Source organism: Anabaena sp. FACHB-1237, from assembly GCF_014696225.1.
In the GTDB taxonomy this organism is placed as follows: domain Bacteria; phylum Cyanobacteriota; class Cyanobacteriia; order Cyanobacteriales; family Nostocaceae; genus FACHB-1237.
This window is the reverse complement of record NZ_JACJPV010000017.1, coordinates 1-18,731: the sequence shown is the minus strand read 5'-3', so window position 1 is coordinate 18,731 and position 18,731 is coordinate 1. Positions and strand designations below refer to the sequence as shown.

The 18,731-nt window shown below is 33.5% G+C and carries 14 protein-coding genes and 1 pseudogene; all 15 read right to left on the bottom strand.

The features are described from left to right. Nucleotides 1-40: 40 nt before the first annotated feature. The gene (locus H6F32_RS10615; RefSeq protein ID WP_190369304.1) at nt 41-1,048 is read right to left on the bottom strand and encodes a glycosyltransferase family 2 protein; all 1,008 of its coding nucleotides are present in this window, start codon (nt 1,046-1,048) and stop codon (nt 41-43) included. 176 nt (nt 1,049-1,224) lie between these two features. Further along, complete coding sequence (locus H6F32_RS10610; protein WP_190369303.1) at nt 1,225-2,388, bottom strand: glycosyltransferase family 4 protein; 1,164 nt, start codon at nt 2,386-2,388, stop codon at nt 1,225-1,227. Between the two features lie 8 nt (nt 2,389-2,396). Further along, the gene (locus H6F32_RS10605; protein ID WP_190369302.1) at nt 2,397-3,578 is read right to left on the bottom strand and encodes a glycosyltransferase family 4 protein; all 1,182 of its coding nucleotides are present in this window, start codon (nt 3,576-3,578) and stop codon (nt 2,397-2,399) included. A 9-nt stretch (nt 3,579-3,587) separates the two neighbouring features. Then, nucleotides 3,588-5,012: a glycosyltransferase gene (locus H6F32_RS10600; RefSeq protein ID WP_190369301.1), complete on the bottom strand. Its 1,425-nt coding sequence runs from the start codon at nt 5,010-5,012 to the stop codon at nt 3,588-3,590. Between the two features lie 76 nt (nt 5,013-5,088). Next, complete coding sequence (gene hepA, locus H6F32_RS10595) at nt 5,089-6,939, bottom strand: heterocyst formation ABC transporter subunit HepA (RefSeq protein ID WP_190369360.1); 1,851 nt, start codon at nt 6,937-6,939, stop codon at nt 5,089-5,091. Between the two features lie 131 nt (nt 6,940-7,070). Further along, nucleotides 7,071-7,742 (bottom strand): heterocyst development glycosyltransferase HepC, encoded by a 672-nt coding sequence (gene hepC / locus H6F32_RS10590; RefSeq protein WP_190369300.1) that lies wholly within the window; start codon nt 7,740-7,742, stop codon nt 7,071-7,073. 435 nt (nt 7,743-8,177) lie between these two features. Next, on the bottom strand, nt 8,178-10,406 hold the full coding sequence (locus H6F32_RS10585) for a polysaccharide biosynthesis tyrosine autokinase (RefSeq protein ID WP_190369299.1): 2,229 nt from the start codon (nt 10,404-10,406) through the stop codon (nt 8,178-8,180). 135 nt (nt 10,407-10,541) lie between these two features. Beyond that, entirely contained in the window at nt 10,542-11,642 is a 1,101-nt protein-coding gene (locus tag H6F32_RS10580; RefSeq protein ID WP_190369298.1) for a glycosyltransferase, read from the bottom strand. Nucleotides 11,643-12,181: 539 nt separating this feature from the next. Further along, the gene (locus H6F32_RS10575) at nt 12,182-13,495 is read right to left on the bottom strand and encodes an NAD(P)H-dependent oxidoreductase (protein WP_190369297.1); all 1,314 of its coding nucleotides are present in this window, start codon (nt 13,493-13,495) and stop codon (nt 12,182-12,184) included. Between the two features lies 1 nt (nt 13,496). After that, the gene (gene rfbC / locus H6F32_RS10570; protein WP_190369296.1) at nt 13,497-14,042 is read right to left on the bottom strand and encodes a dTDP-4-dehydrorhamnose 3,5-epimerase; all 546 of its coding nucleotides are present in this window, start codon (nt 14,040-14,042) and stop codon (nt 13,497-13,499) included. Nucleotides 14,043-14,118: 76 nt separating this feature from the next. Continuing rightward, nucleotides 14,119-14,961 carry a phytanoyl-CoA dioxygenase gene (locus tag H6F32_RS10565; RefSeq protein WP_190369295.1) on the bottom strand — a complete coding sequence of 281 codons (843 nt, stop codon included), beginning with the start codon at nt 14,959-14,961 and terminating at the stop codon, nt 14,119-14,121. Between the two features lie 162 nt (nt 14,962-15,123). Beyond that, nucleotides 15,124-16,110 carry a glycosyltransferase family 2 protein gene (locus H6F32_RS10560; protein ID WP_190369294.1) on the bottom strand — a complete coding sequence of 329 codons (987 nt, stop codon included), beginning with the start codon at nt 16,108-16,110 and terminating at the stop codon, nt 15,124-15,126. Nucleotides 16,111-16,233: 123 nt separating this feature from the next. Then, complete coding sequence (locus H6F32_RS10555; RefSeq protein WP_190369293.1) at nt 16,234-17,067, bottom strand: phytanoyl-CoA dioxygenase; 834 nt, start codon at nt 17,065-17,067, stop codon at nt 16,234-16,236. Nucleotides 17,068-17,151: 84 nt separating this feature from the next. After that, the gene (locus H6F32_RS10550; RefSeq protein WP_190369292.1) at nt 17,152-18,180 is read right to left on the bottom strand and encodes an NAD(P)-dependent oxidoreductase; all 1,029 of its coding nucleotides are present in this window, start codon (nt 18,178-18,180) and stop codon (nt 17,152-17,154) included. A 169-nt stretch (nt 18,181-18,349) separates the two neighbouring features. Then, nucleotides 18,350-18,731 (bottom strand): annotated as a pseudogene (locus tag H6F32_RS10545) (hypothetical protein); the annotation flags it as partial.

The window sequence follows — 18,731 nt, the reverse complement described above, 5'->3', positions numbered from 1 at the left end:
TTTTTAAATATTGAAGTTCATCTGTGAGATAATTAATGTTTTAGAAAACATTAATTAATAGTTTATTTAATAGCTGCCTTATATTCCCATATAAATTAGTAATTATAGATATTAATAAGTCAAAAATTTTAGAGCTTTTAGGTATTTTATAATCAGGGATATTAGCTATATTCTGCGATTTTGCATATTGGCGGCAAGATTCCCAATCATATTTCCAAATGTCTTCCATCCAAAAGCGGCGACATCCATATTTATGGAAATAATGCAACACTTCAAAGTCATAAGAATAATATTTTTGTTTAATAATTGTGTGCATATCAATCCCTAAATCTTCCCAATTATCAAACCACTCATGAGGGCTATCTTCTAATTTACCAATCCTTAAATAGTTAATTTTATAAGGATAGCGAAATCGTCTACTTATGGCATTACTATCTTTTAATATATTTTCTATGACACTGTACATACGTATTTTTGAAGCATGAGCATCTAAACGAACAAAGGCATAGTGGAGAATCTTAATATCATGGATATGTAATCTAGTGGCATATTCAGGTGTAGGAACTCTGACACTATGAATTTTCTGTGCCTGATGTTCTGCACCATCATCAACATAGCCAAGTGGGGTAAGAATTCCACTTCTGAGACATTTATGAGTGGTGTCAAATAAATCAGGCTTTTCAAAAAATACTATTGTTCCTGGTTCGGCTTGCAGCATTTTTTGCCAACTTGCTGTTTTAGTAGCATTAGCAGCTAGTATTTCATCAGCATCCAAAGCCAATAGTATTTTATGTTCTTGTACTAAATCTCTGGCTGTCTGAATTAACAATAATTGCCGTTCGGCTTCGTTAAATTTTTCTGATTTATTTTCGATCAGAATCACTTTAGGATATTTTTTGCAAATAGCTTGACTGCCATCAGTGGAATTTTGGTCAGCAATAATAATGTAATCTGCAAATTGACTAGTCACTGACAAAAAACGATCTAAAATCCACACTTCGTTTTTCACAGGTGTAATAACGACAATTTTCGGTAGTTCTGTAGTCATGGTAAATTTGGTTATAAAGTATGTAAGTATTCAGCTATAGCACTCGTTGATATTTAGATCCCTGACTTCTTTTATTTATTGTGTCCAAAAATTAGAAATGTATGTCGAAAGTTGGCAGGGGAAACGCATCTAAATTCTGACTTCTGACTTGTGAATTATTAGTTATTTATCAATATTTACTTTTTGCGAGAATAGAAATCATTCATAGTTTGATTATAAATTTTTTCTAGTTCTTGAATATGAACATCCATTACAAATTTTTGCTCAAATAAATCGTGACTATTTTCACCTATGAGTCGAGCTTGATGATAATTTTCTGATAATTCATTGATGGCATCGGCTAATTTTTGAAGATCATGCGGAGGCACTAAAATACCTGTGTGATGATTTTGAATATATTCAGGAATACCACCAATATCACTGGCAATAATGGGGCGACAATGGGCATAAGCCTCCAATGTGACTAAACCGGCGGGTTCTGGCCACAAACTGGGAAAAATTACAGAAAAACACTGTTGATAAAGTATTTCTAATTTATCGCCATTGCACCAACCATGCCAAGTTATGCGATCGCTTAATCCCATTTTTTGGGCTAATTCTATCATTTTGGCTTTACCCCAACCATCACCAGCAATATCTAAATGAATTTGAGAATCAGTTTTTGCTAATGCTTTGATCAGCCATTCTAATCCTTTATAGGGAACAATTCGCCCGACAAATAAAATATGTTGCTGTTGATGAATTTCTGGATTTAAAGGGCTTACAGGATGTTTTGATCTTTCTATACCACAATGTAAGGTAGTGACTTTATTAGGTGATAAGCCATGAGAAATTAGCTCTTCTCGCACATAATTACTATTAGCAATTACAGAAATGTTCAGATTTTTAATGTTTTTCAGAAAATAGTAAGCATTTTGCCAATCTTGGAAAATATTTTGTGGTTTACGACTGCCACAACCATCTATTAAATGTCCCCAAGTACATCCTAAAGGGTGCATTGAGCGATCGCATTTTTGTTGACGATCTGCTAAATATTTTGTACCACTAGGACAATAACTAGAATGATTATGAATGGTTAAAACTGCTGGACATTCTTCCCGAAAATCTACTAACATATCAGGATCATGAATATGCAATAATTCAAACTGATTTTGTTGGACATTCTTTAAGGAACTAATTAATAATTCTTCAGGCTGAACACCATTATTAATTAGTTGATAATTTTGCCAATTGATCAAAGAAGCTATATAAGTTTCTAATCCTCCACCACCGCGAATATTAGCACCAGAACAGTGATAAATTCTCTCTTGGTCAACTTTAGTTTCATTTGTAGTTAACATTTTTTTGTTTAAGTAAAAAGTGGTGTAATCAAACCTTTTTCTGCGAATATCGTGGAGAATTGCTGTTGATAAGCTGCCTGATGATATTTTTGAGAATCAATTCTAGCAACCTCTCCCATAGTGGTTCTAATTGCCTCATTTTCTGCTAAAAATCTTAATTGTTTAGCCATACTTGCCACATCTCTAGGAGGAGCAATAAATCCATTTGCGCCATGATTGACAACATCCGCCGCTCCGCAATTAGAAGTGACAATTACAGGTAATCCACAAGCCATAGCTTCTAATGCAACTAAACCAAAACCATCCTCTACAGAAGGTAAAACTAAGACTGAAGATTTACCAAAAACTCTAGTAGGATCATCTTGATTAAAGTTCCAAAATTCTTGTTTAATATTGGTATTTTCGCTTAATGTTTCCGCCATGAATTTCTTTAAGCCACGAGTAGAGACACCACCAATAATTAATAATTCTGAATTAGGAATATTAGCTTTTAAAAAGGCTTGAACTAGATAAGGAAGTCCTTTTCTGGGTTCAATTGTACCTACATAAAGCACACGAAAAACTTGATCAGTTTTTAAAGTAGGATGAAATCTATTAGTATCAACAAAAGGAGTAATAACTTTAATTTTCTGTGGGGTAAATCCAGCTTGTACAAAAGTTTGTTTGGCTACCTGAGAAAGCACAATAATTAAATCTGCTTGTTCACATTCACTAGCAAATCTTTGTAGCATTTTTGGGTTCATTGTTGCTACTGTTGAATCAGATAAAAAATCTAATTCCTGTTGAATTTGCTGCTGCATAAAAGGCAGATAATTATTCAAGCAATATAGCCATGCCGTTGCACCTTGACTTTTAGCTACTTTAAATGCTAAATCAGTTTGTCCTGCTACTCCCATAATTAAATCACAAGGAGATGATTTTAATTTATTGCTTACTTGTTGATCAAAATATAAGTCACTGATTAACACAGCTAAATCATTACGACGACGTAAAATTGGAATATTTAAAAGTCTTTTACTCCAGGGAGAATTACCAACAGAATATACAGGAAAATCAGTTTTTGGAGTAGTTAAACCACTACAAAATACAGTAATATCTCCTAGTTTATGTAATCCTAATGCAGCGTTTTCTAAACAAACACCTTGTCCACCTGTACCTAAACCGGTATTACAAGTCAGTGTAATTTTCATAATTAATAATTAATTGGCAAAAATTGAGGTTAAACAAACAGAATTGAAGATTTGTAAATAGTCTTTGACAAGAACTTTATAACTTAATTGATCTTCTAAATGACTGCGATCAAATCGTAAAGGAGAACCAGAAAATTTAGCTGTAGCTAAGTTAGTTATGATTTTCTTCATAGCTTCTATATCAGTTGGTTCTACTAACCAAACACCAGGTTTATCTTGCAAGTAATTCCAGTTTTCTCCATAAGGTACTGCTGCTAAAATTGGCCGATCTGTCATTAAGTATTCATAAGTTTTGCAAGAAATTCTTCCTCCTGGTGTACCATCTGGACGATTTGGTAAAGTTATTAATAATAAATCTGCTTGTCTAGCTAATTGAATAGCTTGAAAATGTGGTAATGATCCTGATACGGTGACTACATCGGCAATATTTTGATTTTCTAAAACTCGATTAACTACAAATTCTGGAAAACTATTGCCATAAACTGAGAGTTTAATTTTACTTTGCAATTGTGGGTTTTCACAGATAGCTTTTTTAATTGCTTGACCTACAAAAACTGGACTAGAACTACGATAATCAATTTTTACTCGATGATAATATCCCCATTCTAACCAAGCCTGATAAAGTTTTGTTAATAAGGTTTTTTCTTGAGGTAAATGATAGAAATCATACCAACCATTCATCCCACCTGTATAAATAATCTCAAAAGATGAATGATCATTTTTAGAGTTAATAGGAGTTGCAAAATCTAAAGGATCTGCACCACAACGAATTAAATGAAATTTTGATTTTCGCGCTTCTGGTTGGCGATTTTTAACTACATCTAAATTGAATTGAGAAACATAAACTATGGCATCTGCTTGTTTAACATAAAAGTTTTCTAACCAATGTTCCAAATGATGATGTAACCAACTGGCAGAAGTTGCGTGCATATCAGTACAACTCAGGGAATCATCTAAACTAAATACTAGAGGTAACCCAGTGAGAAATTTAAGTGTCACCCCTAATAAACCAGCAGAATAGGGCATCATCATCACAAAAATGGCATCTGGTTTTTGTTGTTTAATTACTTGATAACCTTTGAATAATGCAGGTAAAAACCAGAATATCTCTGGATCTGGCCAAATTAATAATCCTAAGATTTTGTCAAGTCTGAGTTTTCTTAGCCATGTAATTAAAGTTTGCGGATACCAATCTTTTGCATAGTGAATATTAACTTCCTCAGATAAATAAGCATTATTTGTGGCTGTTAAAGCGTGAACTTGACAACTTTTTTGAAATTCTCCTAATATTTTATTAGCCCTATGGGCAATTGGACTTTTTAAAGGTGGTAAATCATGGACTATGCAAAAAAGTTTTGGCTGATTTTGTGATTTTTCTCCTTGTTTTGCTCTAGTTAACGTTAAGGATGGTAATCCTAAAAAAGAGTTATTCATTTCTCTATACTCCATATACATTTTTAGATAATACCAATTTAATTCCTTGATCTTTCCCTATTGTCCGGAATGAAATTTAATCGTTATCTGCCATTTGATACTGCATTTGATGATATTGCCAAAGTTTACCTTTTTGCTCCAAAAGTTCTTGATATTTCCCTTGTTCTACGATTCTTCCTTGTTCTAATACTACGACTTTATCGGCTTTAGCAATAGTAGAAAGACGATGAGCGATCGCTATCACAGTTCTACCCATAGATAGATTTTCTAATGATTCTTGAATCAATCTTTCGGAAACGGAATCTAAGGCACTGGTAGCTTCATCTAAAATCAAAATTTCGGGATTTTTTAGTAATGCACGGGCAATAGCAATTCTTTGTCTTTGCCCTCCAGATAATCTTACTCCTCTATCTCCTAATTGTGTTTGAAAACCCTCTGGCATTTCTAAAATAAATTCTAAAGCATTAGCTAATTTTGCCGCCTCTTTAATTTCTAACTCTGTGGCATTTGCTGTACCATAGGCAATATTCCTCCAGATAGAAGTATTGAAAATAAATGTATCTTGACTTACTACTGCTATCTTTTGGCGTAGAGAATTAATATCAAATTTTCTAATATCAATCTCATCTATATAAATATTACCTTCCGTAGCATCATGAAAACGAGGAATTAAATCTGCAAGAGTGGTTTTACCAGCACCAGAAGCACCAACTAACGCCGTCATTTTGCCTTTTTCAATAGACAAAGTAATATCATGTAAAATTCGTTGTTCATCATTATAACCAAAATCTACAGATATTAAATCAATGGATCTTTTGAACCCAGGAAATAACAATGAACCATTTTCAAAGTATTTTTTATTATCACTTCTGACTAAGTTTTTAATATTATCACCTGAACCATGAAGACTACTAATAAATGCTCGTGTACCGTTAATATCTTGGATGAAAGGTACAAGGCGAAATAATACGAAGAAAAAGGTTAATAGAGAACCTACTTGTAATCTCCCATGGGAAACAAATTGAGTGAAAGCTAATAAAATCATGCCAATTAATATACTAGTAGCCACTGTTTCAGCAATGGGTTTTACCAATGTCCAAATAATCACAACTTTAGTAGAACTTTTGACAATTTCATTACTAGCTTTGTAGTAACGTTGTCGTTCAAATTCCTGAGTACCATAAGCGTGAATTGTGCGAATACCATTAATAAATTCTATGGCTCTGGATGTAAAATTACCATTAGCAATGGAAGTGTCAAAACTGCTTTCTCTGACTCTAGCATTCAAATTTGATAAACCTACAGCTAATAGTGTAAACAATAAAAATGTGATTATTGTTAATTGCCATGACAGCACAAACATAGTGGTTAAATAAACAAAAGCTGTGAGTACCCTAGTAAATACAAAAGCGAAAGAACCAAAAATTTGTTTTACCTTTTCTATTTCTGTGGTAATGGTATTAATTAACTCTCCAGAACGGGTTTTAGTAAAGTAACTCAAGGATACAGATTGTAATTGTTCAAAAATTTGTTTACGTAAGCGATCGCAAAAATGTAATTGAGCTAATTCTGTATATACTTGGGCAAAATAATTAAACGCTGCACGCATCCAAGCACTTAACAAAATCAGTATAGATATCCGATATAAACGACTAGTTGCTGATGTATGTACTCCTAAAATCCAATGATCAAACCAACCTATACCTATTTGCATAGGTTGAGCATCAGGAGTAGTTAAATTTTGTAAAAAAGATAGTAAAAAACCAATACTTACACCTTCAAAAGTAGCAGCTAAAAATGTAAATATCAAGGCTAAAATAGCCATTTTCCTAAAATGTTTAAATTCACGAAGAATTAAATAATTATTCTGCCAAAATTGACTAGCTTTCAAAAAATTACCAACGGGACTAAAAAGTTGTATATTCATCATTATTTACTACTTACTGACTGTTGCTTATATATCATTAGTAGAAGATTAAATTATCCTAGAGGCTGATAACTAACATTAGACATCTCCAAGAACGAAAATTACAGTAAATTAGGCTTCTTGTTTGATTTCTATAAGATGTTTTTAACCGCATTTTCTAACGATATATATTGATTACCGACTAATTTTATTTCTCCCCGGATCACATTCCATAAACTAAATAGATTGTCTAATAAATATTTACTCATTCTTAATGGAAGGGGGAGAACATCATATATCATGTTTGTAGATAAATTTATCTTACGAAAAAGTTGCCCATTTTCACCAACATACCAATCATAACTGAATAAAATTACTGGTGATTTAAAAAAATTAAAAGTGATCAATACCAAAAACATAGGACTAAAAAATATCAACAGTAATATGGCTAAAAAACTTTCTATAACTCGCTGAATTATCCTAAATAATGGTTTTTGAGTTGATTGATCATTAATTGTCATTCTCAAAAATATAGGTTTATTAGCCTTTTGACAAGCATTTGCCCAAGCATTTATATAAGAAATTCCTAATTTTGGATCTATACTGACTAATTTAATGGGAGAACGTTTTAAACAATCTACTAACAATTTTTGATTATCTAAAGTAGGTAAAGATATTTCCGATATTTCTGGTAAATAATTGACACTTTTTACTAATAAAATTCCCATTTTCCATTGCAAGATATAGGGAACATTTGCCGAATTTTCATAGTTTTGTGATAAACTCTGATCATTCTGTACATTGGGAACAATTGAAATAAACATAGGTCTTTGAAAGTAATAATTTGGCAGCAATAACTTAGTTCTAAGGGTGATAAATCAACAGCGAAAACAGCACAAATTTAGCTAATAACTACCAGAAAATTCCACAGCTATAAAAATAGCCTGTTCAGCATAAATTCAGGTAGAAATAGCAAGATAATTGCATCAATAATTAACTGCAAGATTTTAATTATAGCCGTTAATCTCTAGGATATAAGAAGTACAAGAAATGGAACACTTATAGATCAATTCTTTATTTACTCTTTAAATAGATGTTGTGTTTATCGGCAAATATCAATTTTCAATAAAAAGAATCAATTGTTACTGCATCTATTTAAAAAGTAAGATGAAAAAGATATTATATTGCATAATCAATAATCAAATCCCCGACTTCTTAGAGAAGTCGGGGATTTTGTTAAGTATTTTAGATGGTATTTTCTATTCTTCCAAGGCTTGTTTTAAGGCAAATTGTTGAGGTTTAACATAGGGAACATAGGTGCTATCATTAGAAGATACACCATTAGCCACCACTCCAATTAAATTCAATTTACTTAACATATTAGTAGCCTGATGTAATTGATTACGAGTTACTTTACCAATACTAGCCATCATAATCACACTGCGACAAGAAGAAGCTGTTAACATAGCATCTACCATACCTAAAACCGAACAACCATCTATCAGTACCAAATCATAATTTTCTTCAAATGTACTGATCAATTCCATCATCCGAGGGGAACTTAAAAGATGGGCAGGATCACTAGGAATAGGTCCGGCAGTCAAAATATCAATATAAGATGAACCAGAGTAGGAAACACCAATTTGCTGAGGAACAGAAATATCACTTTCTAATAACGTGGAAAGTCCTTGTTCATTAGGAAGATTTAATTGTTTATGTAGGCTAGGACTACGCAAATTAGCATCAATTAATAAGACCTTTTTATGTAGTCTAGCTGCACTCATGGCCAAGCCTAATGCTAAGGCTGATTTAGCATCATCTGGTAAAGCTGATGTCACCATTACAGATTTTAAATCAGAGACGCGATTGAGGAGTTCAATATTTTTAAATATTAAATCCAAAGATTCCCAACGGGGAGTAGATTGTAATACTTGGATTGTCCAAGGTGCGAGCACTTCTGGTCTACCAAAAGGCAATTTAATCATTGATTCTTTTGGTTTAGCCGGTGGTAATTTCGGTGTTGTTCCTAATAATGGTAAAGCGATCTCTTTTTCTAATTGGGCAGTGGTATGTACAGAATCATCCGATGCTTCTCTAATAAAAGCTACTAAACCTCCTAACATTAAGCCAATTACCCCACCTAATAAGAGATTTTGTCTCATATTAGGACCTGTTTGGACACCTAGTTGTGGTTGTTCCACTACTTCCCAATTGAATCCTCCTTTAGCTAATTCTTGGCGTAATTTCTGTTCTGCTGTTAATAATTGTTGTAGTCTTTCTCGACTAAATTGTAATTGGGGTAAAAGGCGATTGTAATAGGCTAATAAAGCAGGAAAACGTTTCAATTCTGCCTGCAATTCTTTCTCTTTAGCTACTAAGGTTTGATGTCTTGCGGTTAATGAAACTATAGTAGTTTGAGTTGCTACTAATTCCCCAGTAAGATTCAAGTCAATTTCTCCTAGTTGCCCTTGCTCCAACAGATTTTCTCCAGAATTAAAGCCGTTGCCAGATTTATTTCCTAAAGTTCTACCAACTTCTTTTTGTAATAGTTCTTTTTGACTTTTTAACTGCTCATTGAGTTTTTGGACACTGGGAGTATCTTCGGTAAAACGTAGTCTTTCTTGTGCTAAAGCTAGTTCTGTTTTTTGAATTTCATTGAGTAACCCCTGATAACGGGTAGACTGACTTAATCGAGAAGAAACTAAAGCATTTTGTGGAGAACGATTAAGCTGCATTTGCAAATTTTTCTGTTTTGCTAATGCTTCTTCATATTGTGAGCGAGTGGTTTGTATTTCTTGTTGAACAGTATTTAATGTATTCTCTACAGATTTAGCTTGAGTTTCCGGATCAATTAAATTTTGATTACGCCGAAATATTTGTAAGTTAGCCTCTGAAGTTGTTACTTCATCATTAGCTTTTCTCAATTGTTCCTTAATTACTTGTAGCCCTTTTTGTAGACGTAATTCTTGTTGCTTTTTATTGTATTCTAAATAAACTTGACGAATGGCTTGGAGAACTTTTGCTGTTTTTTCAGGGTTGTTATTTGTGTAATCTACTTGAAATATTTTTGTGGCTATATTATCTTCTGGAGTTTTAATTTGTGTTAAAACTAAGGATCTTTTTATCTGAAATACACTGATATCTGGATAATCTTTTTTTAGTTTATCTACTGCTTTTTGGATGAGTCCAGAACTTTGCATTAAGTTTAATTGAGTTGCTGTATCTATCTGTACGTTAGATTCAGTAAATTGACTTTCTGGACCTTCAGTTTCTTTTTTACCTTGATAGTTGGATTCAATTAATAACTGCATACTACTTTTGTAGCTGGGTTCGGTTTTTAAAGTTATGATACCAGCAATACTTGTAGAACACATTAATACTAATAACAACCAAGGAAATCTACGAAGGATGACAGTAAATATTTGCCCATATCCTGGTTCTGTATCTACTGCGGGATTAATTTGGGGATGGAGACTAGTTTGAACCACTTTTATTATCCTTATTTTTTGTGATGTTAGGTAAATAATTGATGATTTAGTTTATGTAAAATGTTGGGTTTGCTTTGTAAACAAACGTACTTTTAAAAATGTTGGGTTTCGTTTGTAAACCCAACCTACAAGGAGTTAAAGATATAAGGGATGTAATCCTGTGTTGTGATCAATTATTTTGCTAACTTTATTAAAAAATGCTGATTCTGAAAAATTTGTAATGGCATGATGATGGATTTTATAATAATCCCAGGATATTCTTTTTGCTTCTAATAATGCTGTTTGTAATGAACATGGTGTTTGTTTTTTGAAAAATACTCCTGTTTTTCCTGGAATTTGTGTGTCTAATACTCCACCTGCACCATAGGCTATAACTGGTGTACCACTAGCATTTGCTTCCACTGGTACTAAACCATAATCTTCTAAAGCTGCGACAATTATTGATTTAGCATTGGCAAATAATTGTTTACGTTTACTATCACTAATATGCCCTAAAAAATGAATATTTGGTAAGGCATGATCTTTTAATTTTTGCTGTTCTGGTCCATCTCCTGAAATTAATAATTGACCTCCTAACCAGTTAAAAGCCTCGATAATAATATCTAGACGTTTATAACTAATCATTCTGGCTGATGCTAAATAATAATCTTCTTTATTTTCAGAAAAAACAAAGTTGCTAGTATCAATAGGATAGTTGATTACTAGGGCTTTTTTATGATAAATATTTTGGATTCTTTGGGCAACTATACTAGAATTAGCTATGTAAATATCTGGTTCTTGGGCATATTGCAAATCTACTTTTCTCATGATTTCAAATATTTTCTCAATCATAGGAGCAAAGTATTTATAATCGCTATATTCCCGTAAATAAGTTTGTGTATCCCAAAGAAATCTGGTAACATTATGACAAAAACAAATATGTTGGGCAGTAGGTTTTTTTCTAACGGATTTGGCAAAACTTGTACTACTACTAATAATTAAATCGTAATCCTGTAGGTCTAAAGATCGAAATGCAGGAAAGTATAAGGGTGCTAACATCCGAAAGTATTTTTTTGCCCCAGGAATGTTTTGTAAAAATGTGGTTTTGATGATTCTTTCTTGTAGATCAATAGTTTTTTCTGCATCATATAATGATGTGAAAATATCAGCGTTAGGATAGTGTTTACACAATAGTTCAAATACGCGCTCTGCGCCTCCACGCTGGGTTAGGTAGTCATGAACAAGAGCAATTTTCATCAATTTTCACCCTCGATTAATGAGTTACTGAGTATGAATTAATAGAACTGATTTAGCAGTTGATTGTCTTTAACTAATTTGTAAAAAATTTGATTATATCCAATCATCTACTACAGAAAACAGCATTTGGGAATCTGATTTCTATTTTTATACCTAAAGGACTATACTTTTAGGCAATTACATGAGATATTATTGTGTTTTTCTTATGAGTATGCACCGAATAATACCTCATTGCATTAATGGTAATTAAACCAATAATCCTAGGATTTACAACATTTATATTTTGATATAAATAAATTCAGAGGTCAAATAAACTGATCAGGAAACCTCTGAATTTATTCTTAGTATTTAAGGCAAATTAGATGATACTTTTTGCTAAATTATCCCTGATAAATATGCTATTTTGTAGCAAATAATTCATGGCTGATACCAGAGGAATAAATCTATCATGATGAACATTTTTCTTGAGGTTCATTAACTGGGTATGATGTTGTTCAGTGCAAAAAATTATATCAAGATGAACATTTTTACTGATACAATTAATGAGCTAAGACTAAGGTTTTACTACTGGCAAAATATTCTGTCTGTTCAGCACGTAATTGATCACAAAGTCTACCTTTAGGTACTTCCACATCATCGTAAGTTAATACTTGATCTTGTGGAATATCTCGCTTTAAACGACAACCTTCTGCTATTCCCATTGGTAATAAATTTTGGTTGATCGCAATATCAGAATTTTCACATTGTCCGTAGGTCATATATTGACCAATTCCATCCAATATTTCACCAGCTTTTAAGTTAATTTTAGCTGTGGTGACAACATCCACCACTGGACCAGCAATAGGACTCAATACAGCATCATGGAATAGTACCGCTCGCGCTACGGATAATGGCACTTCAAAATGACATAAATGATAGGGAGTGTAAAAACTATAAAGGGGTCCTTCACCTAATTTATACAGGTTAAGATAGTGGCGCTGTTTAGGATCAGGGTGACTAGCAAAAACAAATACTCCAGGACTAGGTTTTGTACCTACAACATAGTCAACTATACCACCCAATTCCTGTAGTTGTTCGATATCATACATCTTGGTCATTTCATCTACATGACCTGTGTAATTGTATCCTAACATACCACGTTTAGCTACTTTCATCCCCGTAGCGTTAGCGACTATGGCCTGTTCAAAGGAGATTTTTGTACCATCGGCAAAACTTGTCACCATGGCGGGATTTTGTCCCCAGCGTTCGGCAAAACCTGCTTGAGTGGTGGGGTTGCGGTAGGGGTCTTGTAAACCTTTAATATTGCCGCATAATAGGGGTGTTAAACCGATACTTTGCACAAAGCGGTAGAGGTTCATTTCTACCCCCGGTTGATCACCATCACAGGCTGTTAGAATGATACCTGCTCTGTCTGCGTGTACTTTGAGGATCGGTCCAATTGTTCCATCAAGTTCGGCGTTCATTAAAACGATATGCTTTTGATAGGCGATCGCAGACATGACTAAGTGTGCGGCGTATTCAATAGTTCCTGTCACCTCAATGATTGCATCTATGCCTTCCGCTTGACAAAGTAACATGGCATCATCGGTAATTGCATACTGATGTTGAGCAATTTTATCTTCTAAATCAGTGACACTACTAACAACTTTAATATCTTCAATTCCTGCTTCTAAATAAGCTCTTTGAGCCTTATCTATGTTGCGGTTAGCAATAGCAACTAACTCCATTCCTGGTACAGAATTGATGATTTGATTGGCAATTCCTCGCCCCATAAAACCAGCGCCAATCATGCCAACTTTGACAGATTTACCAATAGTAGCACAAGCCTTTAAAGCCTTATCAACAATAATCATTTTAAACTCCAATTAATACAGATTCTAGTAAAGCCCAATTTTGATCTTTTTCAGAAATTTCAGTTACAGGAATTGGCCAGGAAATATCTAAAATGGGATCGTCATAACGTAAACCTCTCTCATATCCAGGAGTGTAAAATTCGCCCACTTGATAAATAACTTCGGCATTATCTGTTAATGCTTGATAACCATGAGCAAACATTTCTGGAACATATAAAGCGCGACGATTTTCGGCTGTTAATTCCACACCAATATGAGTTAAATAAGTGGGAGAATCGGGACGCATATCCACAATTACATCATAAATTGCTCCTTTAGTGCAGCGAATTAATTTTGTTTCTGCTGCGGGGAGAATTTGATAGTGCATTCCGCGCAAAGTGCCTTTTTTATGATTAAAAGAAAGATTGCATTGGGCAACGGTGGGTTTTAAACCATGAGCTACAAATTCATCAGCGCAAAAAGTCCGAGCAAAAAAACCACGATGATCTGGTTTTTCTTCTAAGTCAATAATGAAAGCACCTGCTAGTTTAGTGGAGGTAAAAATCATGAATCATCATCCTATGTAGAATTGGTAATTGGCAGAAAATTAGGATTTTCTGAATTTTATTATTAACACAAAAAAACTAATTATTTACACCCTGATCATATTGCCTAGACAAAACAGGTTTGAAATGAGAATCATCCCAAAAATGATTACAAAGTTCTGGGTATTTGCGAGAAGTAGAACCGTAGGCAAAAAATAATGTTGATCTTTCTTCTGTGCGGAGAGTACCATGATGTAAAAGTCTTCTTGTATCAACAATAATCACTGTACCAGCAGGACCTGGACAAGACTTCCAAGCTGATTTGGGAATAATCTGATTTAGTGTTTCATCGTTTATTCCTCCCGAAGTATTAATTTTAGATTGAATTCGATAATAATTAGGATGATATAAAGAAGTATAAGACAATGGGATATATTCAAAAGGACCATGCTTTTCTTCCACATCATTCAAATAAACAATGATTTTGATAAATCTTCTATCTTCTATATCTCTATGCCATAGTAATGTGGCAAACTGATCTTTACAGGCAAAATCTTTGCGTAAATGTACACCCTGATAGGCAACAGGAAGACCAATATAATTTTCGATAATATTGAGTAATCTTGTTTCTTTTCCCCAGTTGGAAAATTCTGGTAAATCTGTAACCGTGTAGATTTTTGGTGGAGTTCGGAGTGAATCACTATGGTTATCTTTTACTATACTTGGTAATAGAGAATGGGCAGCATTTAGCAAGGTGGAAGTTGAGCTAAAACCTAAATCCGTGAGATTTGTCATATAAATACAATCACGGTTCAGGGAATTAAGAATTAAGCGATCGCTTGCTGCTAATTTAGGTAAATTTTTGCGATGCTTAACTAATGCCTGCATATAATTTAATTCATAAACTAGGGCTGATGTTTGAGCCTTGATTGTATTGATCATGATATTTACTCTTCATTAATTATTTACTGACACTTTGGTAAAAATTCAGGAGTCAGCATTCAGAATATTTGTGTGTAATATAAATCCACGGCAGCAAGTTTTTAATTAACAACAAATAACTGCAAAAATTTCATTAATTCATAACTCCTGAATTATGAAAAATTAGTTATCCTTATTTCGCGTACTCCGCACTTGAGAAGTTCTACCTTCTACTGCTTCCTGTTGTGCTACAGCACTTTCTAACACTGATGCACCCACTAACCCCAGATAAGGAATTAAAGTAGTCACCGCGATAATTGGCCATCTTTTTAAAGCACCAAAGAAAACTCGCCAGTTATTTTCATGAAAATGCTGACGCACTAACTGATGACAAAAAGCTTTGGAGTAGCCAATTTCTATTAATTTGATATTCAATTGTGGCGAATAACTGTATTGCATTTGCAGTAATACTTTAGGTTTTAGCATCCAATGACTAGTCCCAAAAGCATTTTCTAAATAAGTTTCTTGACTGATTTTGACACTACCATAAAAGGCACAAAAACCAGTTAAATAAACTTGATAATCTAAATTTTTTATCCCATCTGGCCATTTTTTCAGCGCAGACTGAGCTAATTCTGTTTTGTAAACTTCAGCAGACATTAACTGTACACCAGAGCGATTTTCCTGGATACATTTTTCAAATACTGCTTTACCATTAATTTCAGTTTTTCCAGTAGCATTCTTATAACAGCGCTCATACAATAACTCACCTGTTACTTCATGGCGACAGGAAAAATTTAAAATGAGTAGTGATAAATCTGGCTCTTGCACTAAAGTTTTAACGATATAATCTATGGCTTGATCACCAATTCTATCATCATCGCTAATTGTCCAAACATACTGAGTTTTTGCTGCGTTAATACAGTAGGCAATATTTCTCATCACCCCAATATTTTCAGGATTTCTATTGTTGTGAAAAGTTATATTTGATAATAATAATTGCCATTTTTTAATGATTTCTTGGGTATCATCTTCAGAACAGTTATCAGAAACAATGATTTCACATTCTGATTCAAAACCTTTGATAGATTTAGCCAACCATGTTAATTGTTTATCCAGTAATCCTGCACGATTATATGTAGGGATGGCTATGCTCAGTAATTTATTCATGGTTCTATATTTATCCTCAAATCTTAGATAAGTAGTTATGCAAAATAAATTACACGTTTTAGGAAGAGAAAAGGGAGCAGACAGGAAAATGTATAATTAATTTTACTGAAGTAGTTATCCTAATTACTGATTCTTGAGATGGAAATTTTGACTAGATAATTCTAATCGGGGAAAAGTATTGTCCCAATATTGAGTACAAAGTTCTGCTCTTTTAGGAGGATTAGCTGTATAGGCAAAAAACAATGTAGAACGCTCCGATGTGCGGACAGTTCCATGATGTAAAAGTCGGTTTGTATCAGCTATAATTACTGTACCTGCTGGACCACAACAAGATTTCCAAGCTGATTTGGAGACAATTTTATTGAGTGTTTCATCATCTATACCTTTTTCATAAAGTTGATAGTAAAGACGATAAAAATTTATTCCAGAAGTAAAGGAGGAAGGCACATATTGAAAAGGTCCTTCCTTTTCTTCCACATCATTCAAATAAATAATTATTTTCACAATGCGACGATCTTCTGAATCTCTATGCCATAGCATAGTGCTAAATTGACTTTTATTGATAAAGTCTTTACGGATTTGTACCCCATGATAAGCTACAGGAAGACCAATATAGTTTTCCAAAATATTTAGCAGTCTTTGTTCTTTACCCCAATTGTAAAATTGAGGTAAGTCTGTAACTGTGTAAATTTCTGGAGGGTTTTGGGCATAAACTGGATAATTATGTTTACCCATTTGTGGTAAAAGACTATGGGCTGCATTGAGCATTTCTGAAGTGGAAGGTAATCCTAAATCTTCTAGTGTGGTAATGACAATACCATTGTTTTGCAAAGATTCAGCGATGATGCGATCTCTCTTTTCTAATACAGGTAAATGACTGTGGTGTTGCCGAAGTTTAGCTTGATAAATTAACTCATCTTGTACTAGAGCGACTTTTTCTTTAATCTGATTGAGCATGACACAATTTCCTGAAAGATTGAATATTAAATCTTGTGATGCACCATGAATTAACAGAATTTTATTGATTTCTAAAATTGGACTTTAGCGGTTATTCCAAAAAAAATTCTGATCAATTTGTTGAGTTCTAATTAAATACTCCAGTTGTTTTAATCTGGTAAAACCTCGGAATAAGAAAGTATCTTCTGTCATGTCAATTTGTTTGAACAGCTTAAATAATTGTTCTGCTCCTTGTTGAGCATTCCAATCACATTTAAAACCAGGAAGAGTGGAATTAATTTTCTCAAAAGAAACGCGATAACTGCGATTATCTGAGCCATTATTACCAAAGGATAATTTACAACCAGGAAACACTTCTGCGATAATTTCGGCGATTTCTTTCACCCGATAATTATTGTTAGTATCGCCCACATTAAAAACTTGATTATGGATAATATCTCTTGGTGCTTCTAACGCACAAACAATGGCTTTACAAATATCCAAAGCATGAACTAAAGGCCGCCAAGGAGTACCATCACTAGTCATTTTAATTTCTTTTGTTGTCCAAGCTAACCCCGATAAATTATTTAAAACAATATCAAATCTCATTCTTGGGGAAGCACCAAAAGCTGTAGCATTCCGCATAAAAGTAGGCGAAAAATCATCATCAGCTAATGGTTTAACATCTCTTTCAACTAATGTTTTACATTCAGCATAAGCTGTTTGGGGATTAACAGGAGATTCTTCCGTTACATCACCTTCACTAGCTACTCCATAAACACTACAAGAAGACATATACACAAAACGACGCACTCCCATAGTTTTAGCTAAATTTGCTAAACGAACAGAACCTAAATGATTAATATCATAAGTTATATTCGGTGCTAATTGTCCAGTGGGATCGTTAGAAAGTTCCGCCATGTGGACTATTGCATCCACACCTTCTAAATCTTCAGGATTGATGTCTCTAATGTCTTTATTGAGAGTTTTAGCAGTCAATTCTGTGCCATTATATAGCCAACCAACTTTATAAAAACCAGTATCTACTCCTATGACTTCATGACATCTTTTCATTAATAAAGGAGGTAATAAAGAACCTAAATAACCTTCTGTTCCGGTAACTAATATTTTCATTTTGTTCAAGTCCTTTTTATTGTGTTCCTAAAATTGCAGAATAAATTGCATGAAAAATCTATCCTCATTAATTCAGAAATGAAGAGCAATTTTTAATCTGGTAATTTCATCTAGTAATTAATTTCTATTGTTGATCATCCATCATCAATTACCAATTAACCATTACCAATTAACTAACCAAGCTTTGTAAATGATGCGGTGCTGGAATTTGATTTACTATGGCCTTACCAATTTCTAAAGAAGAAGTTGCAGCCGGAGAAGGAGCATTACAAACATGAACGGAATTTTCACCTTGAATGATTAAAAAATCATCAACTAAAGAACCATTATTCATTAATGCTTGAGCGCGAACTCCTGCATGGGTAGGAATGATATCTTTAGCTTGAATTTCAGGAATTAATTTCTGCAAACTTTTCACAAAAGCTGCTTTACTAAAATAGGACTTACGCATTGACAGAATAAAAAAATAGTGCATTGATAAATAAGGGTCGTCTAGTAATCGGTATGGGAGAATGAGAGAAATTACTAAACTCTCGACAGCACAATGCAAC

What these genes read in the sequence shown, in the direction of transcription:
- H6F32_RS10565 (WP_190369295.1), bottom strand. Translation starts at nt 14,961, where the DNA reads ATGATCAATACAATCAAGGCTCAAACATCAGCCCTAGTTTATGAATTA.
- H6F32_RS10555 (WP_190369293.1), bottom strand. Translation starts at nt 17,067, where the DNA reads ATGCTCAATCAGATTAAAGAAAAAGTCGCTCTAGTACAAGATGAGTTA.
- H6F32_RS10580 (WP_190369298.1), bottom strand. Translation starts at nt 11,642, where the DNA reads ATGAAAATTGCTCTTGTTCATGACTACCTAACCCAGCGTGGAGGCGCA.
- H6F32_RS10605 (WP_190369302.1), bottom strand. Translation starts at nt 3,578, where the DNA reads ATGAAAATTACACTGACTTGTAATACCGGTTTAGGTACAGGTGGACAA.
- H6F32_RS10550 (WP_190369292.1), bottom strand. Translation starts at nt 18,180, where the DNA reads ATGAAAATATTAGTTACCGGAACAGAAGGTTATTTAGGTTCTTTATTA.
- H6F32_RS10560 (WP_190369294.1), bottom strand. Translation starts at nt 16,110, where the DNA reads ATGAATAAATTACTGAGCATAGCCATCCCTACATATAATCGTGCAGGA.
- H6F32_RS10610 (WP_190369303.1), bottom strand. Translation starts at nt 2,388, where the DNA reads ATGTTAACTACAAATGAAACTAAAGTTGACCAAGAGAGAATTTATCAC.
- H6F32_RS10600 (WP_190369301.1), bottom strand. Translation starts at nt 5,012, where the DNA reads ATGAATAACTCTTTTTTAGGATTACCATCCTTAACGTTAACTAGAGCA.
- hepA (WP_190369360.1), bottom strand. Translation starts at nt 6,939, where the DNA reads ATGAATATACAACTTTTTAGTCCCGTTGGTAATTTTTTGAAAGCTAGT.
- H6F32_RS10615 (WP_190369304.1), bottom strand. Translation starts at nt 1,048, where the DNA reads ATGACTACAGAACTACCGAAAATTGTCGTTATTACACCTGTGAAAAAC.
- H6F32_RS10575 (WP_190369297.1), bottom strand. Translation starts at nt 13,495, where the DNA reads ATGATTATTGTTGATAAGGCTTTAAAGGCTTGTGCTACTATTGGTAAA.
- hepC (WP_190369300.1), bottom strand. Translation starts at nt 7,742, where the DNA reads ATGTTTATTTCAATTGTTCCCAATGTACAGAATGATCAGAGTTTATCA.
- rfbC (WP_190369296.1), bottom strand. Translation starts at nt 14,042, where the DNA reads ATGATTTTTACCTCCACTAAACTAGCAGGTGCTTTCATTATTGACTTA.